This is a genomic window from Streptomyces hirsutus (assembly GCF_001418415.1).
Classification (GTDB): Bacteria; Actinomycetota; Actinomycetes; order Streptomycetales; family Streptomycetaceae; genus Streptomyces; species Streptomyces hirsutus.
Window position 1 is genome coordinate 1 of record NZ_LIQT01000193.1, and the last position, 5,835, is coordinate 5,835.

Below are 5,835 nucleotides of genomic sequence, written 5' to 3' on the forward strand. Positions count from 1 at the left end.
GAAGGAGGGCGGGAGGGGGAACAAGCAACATCGGGTGTACGCCGGGAAGCAACGGTAGGACGGTCGGCAAGGGTCAGGACAGCAGGAAATCCGCCTCTCCCGCTTTGGCTCCTTCGATGAAGGCCGTCATCTCGGCCGAGGTGTAGATGAGCGCCGGTCCGTCCGGGTCGGTGGACTGCCGTACGGCGATCCGGCCGTCGTCGAGCTTCATCGCCTCCAGGCAGTTGCCGCCGTTGCCACCGCTCCACGGCTTGTGCCAGCCCTCGCTGCCCAGTTCGCGCGCGGGCATGCCGTTGTAGATCCGTCCGGCGCGGACCCGGGGCGGGTGCACCGGCAAGGGTGAGGTCAAGGACAGGGACAGGGGTTTGATGTGATTCATTCACAGCTCCTTGCGGAGATCCCTGAGGATCACCTTCGTGCGATGTGCTGTAGCGGCCTGCGCCGCCATGCGGTCCATGACCTCGAGGTGGGTCGCCACCTCGGCACGCGCGTCCAGGTAGACGGCGCCGGTCAGGTACTCGCTGTAGACCATGTCCGGCAGTTCGGGCATGGCGAATCGGAACAGCACGAACGGCCCGTACGTGCCGGGGTGCGGCCCACTGGCGAACGGGGCGACCTGGAGCGTCACGTTGGGCAGCTTCGTGGCCTCGAGAAGTCTGTCGATCTGGGCACGCATCACCTCCGGGCCGCCGACCGGGCGGCGCAGCGCCGTCTCGTCCATCACGACCCACAGCCGGGCTGCGTCGTCACGGGTGAGCAGATCCTGCCGTTGCATGCGCAGGGCGACGTGTCCCTCGATGTCCTCGGGCCGGGTCTGCCCGATGGCACCCGAGAGCAGCACGCCACGTGCGTAGTCCTCGGTCTGCAGCAGACCGGGGACGAAGTGGGGCTCGTAGCTGCGGATGAGCGTAGCCGCGCCCTCGAGACTGACGTACATCGAGAACCAGCCGGGCAGGATCTCGTGGAAGCGCTGCCACCAGCCGGGCCGGTTGGCGTCCTCCGCCAGCTGTACGAAGGCGTCGGCCTCGCTGTCGGAGACCCCGTACGCCTTCAGCAGAAGCTGGAGATACGGAATCTTGAGCGCGACCTCGGCCATCTCCATGCGCCGGACCGTGGCGGGGGCGACGCGCAGGACGCGTGCGGCCTCCTCACGCTTGAGGCCGGCGCTTTCCCGCAGATCCAGCAGTCGCCGGCCGAGGACGACCTGGCCGACCGTCGGCGCGGACCGCGGTTCGCTCACGCTCCACCTCCACGAAAAGGTTTCGGGACGTTCCCGAAGCCGGCAGCTCTGACAGCCCCGACAGCCCTGCGGCGCCAATCCGAGACCAATCGAATACTTCTTCGATGACCTCAACTGGCGCCGCGCGGGGTGCTGTTGCGAGCAGTGTGCCACGGCCGTCCAGACCGTCACACAGCACTCTGGATTTTTCAGAGTGACACTTGCCAAGTGTGCACGGCGGGGCGATAGTGGCAAGCGTGATTCCGTCCGTGCCCTTAGGAACAGACGCCGCTGCGCGCCCCTTCGGTCTCGGCCCCGCCTCGGGAGCCGCCGACCCCGCAGGGGCTGTTGTCCAGCGCCGGTTCCGCTTCGAACTGGCCGCCCATCCGGGTTCTCCCGCGCAGGCCAGACGCCTGACGAGGGCCCGGCTGACCGGTTGGTCGGTGTGCGAGGACACCTGCGACACAGCGGCTCTGGTCGTCTCCGAACTCGTCACCAACGCCATCGTGCACACGGCGAGCAGTCACATAGTCTGCGAGCTGCACGACGGCGACGACCTGGTGCGCATAGCCGTGCGGGACGAGGGCTGCGCCCCCGGCCGGCCCCGTGCGAACACCCGGCAGCAGCCGGAGGAGGAGCACGGCAGGGGACTGCTTCTCGTCGACGCCATGTGTCACGCCTGGGGCGCCCACGAACAGGGCCCCGGACTGCTGGTCTGGGCCGAGCTGCCCCGCAAGGCCGACACGCCGCTTCCGTCCGACGGGCCGCGGAACGACCTCGGCTGGGGCGAGCGCCCCAAGCCGGACCCGGCCGGCGGCCAGGACGAGGACGGGGAATCCGAGCAGCGGCACCGTCACGGAGCGGCCCCGACCGCCTCGCACACACCTCCCCGTCAGCACACGACCCCGCGCCAGTACCGCCGGGACGGGGGACGGGTGTGACGGGCACGCGGACCCTGAGCCTGAACACGCTGGTGCGCCTCCAGCGCGGGCTGCGGAATCCGGCCGCACCGCTCCTGCGCCTGCCCGTCCCCGAGGGGATGACGGCGCCGATGGGCTGCGACGCGGTGGCGGTGCCGGCCCGTTTCGGCCCGCTGGTCATGCCCCGGCTGCCACGGGTGGGGTGCGTTTACGCCGATGAGGCGCACTGGTGGTGGCTGGTTCCGTCCGATTCGGACTACGCCCTGGAGTGGCCCGCCCCCGCGCGGTACGACACGGGGGCCGTCGTGCCGGACGCTCCGGACCTCCCCTGCCTGATCCACCGCCCCGACGGCACCCTTCCGTACACTCCGCCGATACCGCTCTACCTGGCGGTGTGCCGCCTGACGGACACGACCCCGAGCTGGTCCCGCCCAGTCACCGCGTAGGGCTCCCGGGCCTCACGCGGCGCCGCCCACCGCCCTGCCGTGGCCCGTGCGGGCTCACGCGGCCGCGTCCGCGCTGCCGTCGCCACCGCGGACGATCACCAGGAACATGTCGGTCGCGAGGTCCATGACGACCTCGGCGGGCAGGCCCTCCATGCGCCGCGCCCGCGCGAACTCCTCCGCGGGCCAGGACCCCCGCGGCCCGCCCGCGGGAAAGCTTTCAAGCACCGTTCGCCCGTTCACCTGCTGCCTCTCCTTCGGCATCGCACTCGTAGAGTGAAACGCCGACGACGGGAGAACGCCTCGCCCAGTGACGCCACTGAGACGTGGTTGACACCCGTTCACCACCAGCAGGGGGGCGCACTCTCCGCTCTCTCGGACATGCGGTCACCATCCGTACGAGGTTCCGCACTCATCACACTCATCGCACTCGCCCCATTCGTCTTACCCGTCTTACCCGTCGTACTCGTCGTATTCGTCGTGATAGCGGATGCGTTCGCTGCCCGCCGGGGCCCCGAAAGCCGACGCGCGCCCCTCGGGTTTCTCCCACTCCTCCTGCCTGCCGAGCGCCGTGAGGTCCAGCAGGGTGGTGGTCGAGCCGAGTCCGTCGAGGCCGCGTTCGTAGGTCGAGTACGTGTGGAAGACGCGGTCCCCGTCCCGCAGGAAGCAGCTGAGGCCCGGCCGCTCGACCAGCTCCCCGTCGTGTTCGAGGGTGGCCTCGAAGTCCTCGTTGAAGTCGTCGGCGTAGGAGGAGTACCAGGGCAGCGTCCAGCCCATCCGCGCCTTGAACGGAAGGATCTTCGGGTACGGCGCCCGGGAGACGACCGCGAAGGTGGTGTCGCGGGCCTTCAGATGGGCGAGGTGCCCGATCTGGTCCAGGAACCCGGAGCAGCTGCGGCACCCGGCGTCCCACTCGGGCGCGAACATGAAGTGGTACACGACGAGCTGCCGGCGCCCCTCGAACAGGTGGAGCAGCGTGGCCTTGCCGTCACCGCCCTCGAACACGTACTCCCGGTCGATCTCGACCATGGGCAGCCGGCGCCGCTCGGCGTTGAGCGCGTCCTTCGCGCGGGTGACGACCTTTTCCTTGACCAGCAGTTCCGCACGCGCCGCGCGCCAGTCGGCGCGCGAGACGATCTCCGGAAGCGACATGGTTCCTCCTGTGCAACGGTCCCGTTGCAAGAGGTGACCGGCGCCGTCACCGGAACTCATCGGAACTCGCCCGCCCGGTCCCAAGATTTTCCGGACCGGCCGCTCACGTCCGCCGGGCGCTCGTCCGGCGCTCGTCCGGTGCTCGTCCGGTGCTCGTCCGGTGCTCGTCGGATGCCCAGGTGTCGTACTCCTGGCCATGCCGCCCGTCGACGACGGTGGTGCGGACGTCGCTCACCCGGCGACGGGCGACTCCGGCAGCCGGACCCCGACGCCCCCGTGGCGCCCCGCGAGCGCGTCCCGCAGTTCGGCGAGCCGCTCGGTGTGACGGGCGTCGAGCCGGCCCGTGTCGTCCAGGTGGACGGCGCAGGCGGTGGTGGTGTCGACGAGCTGTTCGAGCAGGGCGGCGACCTCGTCCGTGCCGTGGGAGTGCCGGGCGAGCGCGGGGAGCTCGGCGGAGGCCAGGGCGATGGCGCCGCGGGCCTCGGCGAGGGTGCGGTAGGCCTCGCGGCGCAGGGTCCAGCGGGCGGCGCGGTCGTCGGACGCGCCGAGCACATGGGTGAGGTACGCGTGCGCGGCGTCCTCCGCTTCCGCGAGCCGGGCGCGGAGGGCGCCGCCGCGCCGCACGGGCATCGGCAGGTGTCCGACGACGAGCACGATGGCGCAGGCCAGCAGTGTCTCGCCGATCCGTGCCACGGAGGCCTGCGGTTCACCGCCCACCATCACCAGGGCGAGCACGAGCACGGTGACGACGGTGGTCTGCGCGGCGAAGTGCCGGGCGGCGACCGGGATGAGCGCCCCACTGACCGCCACCAGCGCGATGAGCCCTTCCGGCCGGGGCAGCACGGCGGCGAACCCGGCGAAGAGGAGCGCCCCGAGCACGGTTCCGGCAGCACGGTTCAGCACCCGGGAGGCGAGCGGACCGAGGTCGGGCTTGACGAGGAAGACGGCGGTGACGGGCAGCCAGTACCAGTGGTCGTGCTGCCCGTACCAGCGGGCGTGGTACAGGGCCTGGGCGACGGCGACGCTCACACCGAAGCAGAGGGCGACCCGCAGGCCGTACTCCTGACCCCGGGTGCCGAGGACGGTACGGGTGAGAGCGGCGCGGGACCGGCGGCGCGTGTGCAGGTCACCGCCGTCGGCCCGGTCGAAGGCCACGGCGGCGCGCAGGAGGGCGTCGTCGAGGGCCCGCAGTGCGGGGACGGACCGGGAGGGCGCGGGCAGCGGCCCGGTGGAGGCGCCGCCGCGCACGGCGACGGCGAGCCGCCGGGGCCCTTCGGACGCGCGGGCCGGTACGGCCTCCCCGGCCCAGGCCAGCGCGGTCGCGGCCTCGGCCAGCGGCAGCGCGGCGGCGTACTGCGCGTGCAGTCGCCGTTCGGCCGCGGAACTGGCGTACCGCCGAAGCCGGGGTCCGGCCAGCGCGTCCTGCGCATGGTCGAGGGCGGCGGTGAGCGCGGCGCGCCGTGCGATGGCGGTGGGTGAGCCGGTGGCGTCGAGCAGCGCGGCGACGGCCTCGTACACACCGGCCACGGCGTGCCGTTCGCCGTCGAACCGGAAGTCCCCGGCGAGGGACCCCGGGGTGGGCAGCGCCAGCCGGAGCAGGAGCAGCCACGCGGCTCCGGCGAGGAGGGCGAGCGCCCGCTGCCATCCGGGTTCGGGCAGGGGCATTCCGGCGCCGACGGCGGCCCCGACGAGCAGCTGGATCCCGGCGGCGGAGCCGATCGGGCCCAGCGCGCTGACCGCGCCGGCGACCAGCCCGCACCCGGTCAGCAGCAGCGTCAGCAGCACGGCCGGGAGGTGGTCCCCCGCGTACGTCCCGACGAGCAGCCCGGCCGCCCCGGCCAGCGCGGGTACTCCGATCCGGCTGACGGAGACGCGTCGGCTGCCCGGCCGGTCGTTGATCCCGGCGAACATGGCACCGATGGCGGCGACCACGCCGAGGGTGGGATGCCCGGCGAGGACGGCGGCGACCAGCAGGGGCCCGCCGCCCAGCACTCCCCGCGTGACCGCGCTCCACGGGACCGGTCCGCGCTGGGCCCGCAGGGCGTGGGCGAGCCAGAGAGGTACGGCGGGCGTGGTGCGGGACACGGTGCTCCAGTCGTCT

8 protein-coding genes are annotated in these 5,835 nt (G+C 72.3%); 2 read left to right on the forward strand and 6 right to left on the reverse strand.

The genetic code is table 11. The features are described from left to right. Positions 1 to 73: 73 nt before the first annotated feature. A complete protein-coding gene (locus AOK11_RS15345; protein ID WP_055594273.1) occupies positions 74 to 379 on the reverse strand; it encodes a DUF397 domain-containing protein in 306 nt (101 codons plus the stop codon). Beyond that, entirely contained in the window at positions 380 to 1,240 is an 861-nt protein-coding gene (locus AOK11_RS15350; RefSeq protein WP_055594274.1) for a helix-turn-helix domain-containing protein, read from the reverse strand. Positions 1,241 to 1,440: 200 nt separating this feature from the next. Between AOK11_RS15350 and AOK11_RS15355 the strand changes: the two genes are divergently transcribed. Both AOK11_RS15355 and AOK11_RS15360 read left to right on the forward strand, forming a co-directional pair. Continuing rightward, positions 1,441 to 2,160 carry an ATP-binding protein gene (locus tag AOK11_RS15355; protein ID WP_388216364.1) on the forward strand — a complete coding sequence of 240 codons (720 nt, stop codon included), beginning with the start codon at positions 1,441 to 1,443 and terminating at the stop codon, positions 2,158 to 2,160. Next, positions 2,157 to 2,585, forward strand: coding sequence for a hypothetical protein (locus tag AOK11_RS15360; RefSeq protein ID WP_055594276.1), 429 nt, complete (start codon positions 2,157 to 2,159; stop codon positions 2,583 to 2,585). The genes AOK11_RS15355 and AOK11_RS15360 overlap by 4 nt, the downstream gene beginning before the upstream one ends. A gap of 54 nt (positions 2,586 to 2,639) precedes the next feature. On the opposite strand, the gene AOK11_RS39940 is transcribed toward AOK11_RS15360, so the two are convergent. The 4 genes from AOK11_RS39940 to AOK11_RS15370 form a co-directional block, all read right to left on the reverse strand. After that, a complete protein-coding gene (locus tag AOK11_RS39940) occupies positions 2,640 to 2,825 on the reverse strand; it encodes a hypothetical protein (RefSeq protein ID WP_079034860.1) in 186 nt (61 codons plus the stop codon). A gap of 210 nt (positions 2,826 to 3,035) precedes the next feature. After that, on the reverse strand, positions 3,036 to 3,734 hold the full coding sequence (locus AOK11_RS15365; protein ID WP_055594277.1) for a DUF899 domain-containing protein: 699 nt from the start codon (positions 3,732 to 3,734) through the stop codon (positions 3,036 to 3,038). Between the two features lie 103 nt (positions 3,735 to 3,837). Beyond that, the gene (locus AOK11_RS46195) at positions 3,838 to 3,969 is read right to left on the reverse strand and encodes a hypothetical protein (RefSeq protein WP_276204823.1); all 132 of its coding nucleotides are present in this window, start codon (positions 3,967 to 3,969) and stop codon (positions 3,838 to 3,840) included. Then, a complete protein-coding gene (locus AOK11_RS15370) occupies positions 3,966 to 5,819 on the reverse strand; it encodes an FUSC family protein (RefSeq protein WP_055594278.1) in 1,854 nt (617 codons plus the stop codon). Before AOK11_RS15370 ends, AOK11_RS46195 begins: the two co-directional genes overlap by 4 nt. Between the last annotated feature and the right edge of the window lie 16 nt (positions 5,820 to 5,835).

Bases quoted from the DNA above. Each gene is read 5' to 3' on its own strand.
- AOK11_RS15365 (WP_055594277.1), bottom strand. From the start codon at position 3,734: ATGTCGCTTCCGGAGATCGTCTCGCGCGCCGACTGGCGCGCGGCGCGT.
- AOK11_RS15345 (WP_055594273.1), bottom strand. From the start codon at position 379: ATGAATCACATCAAACCCCTGTCCCTGTCCTTGACCTCACCCTTGCCG.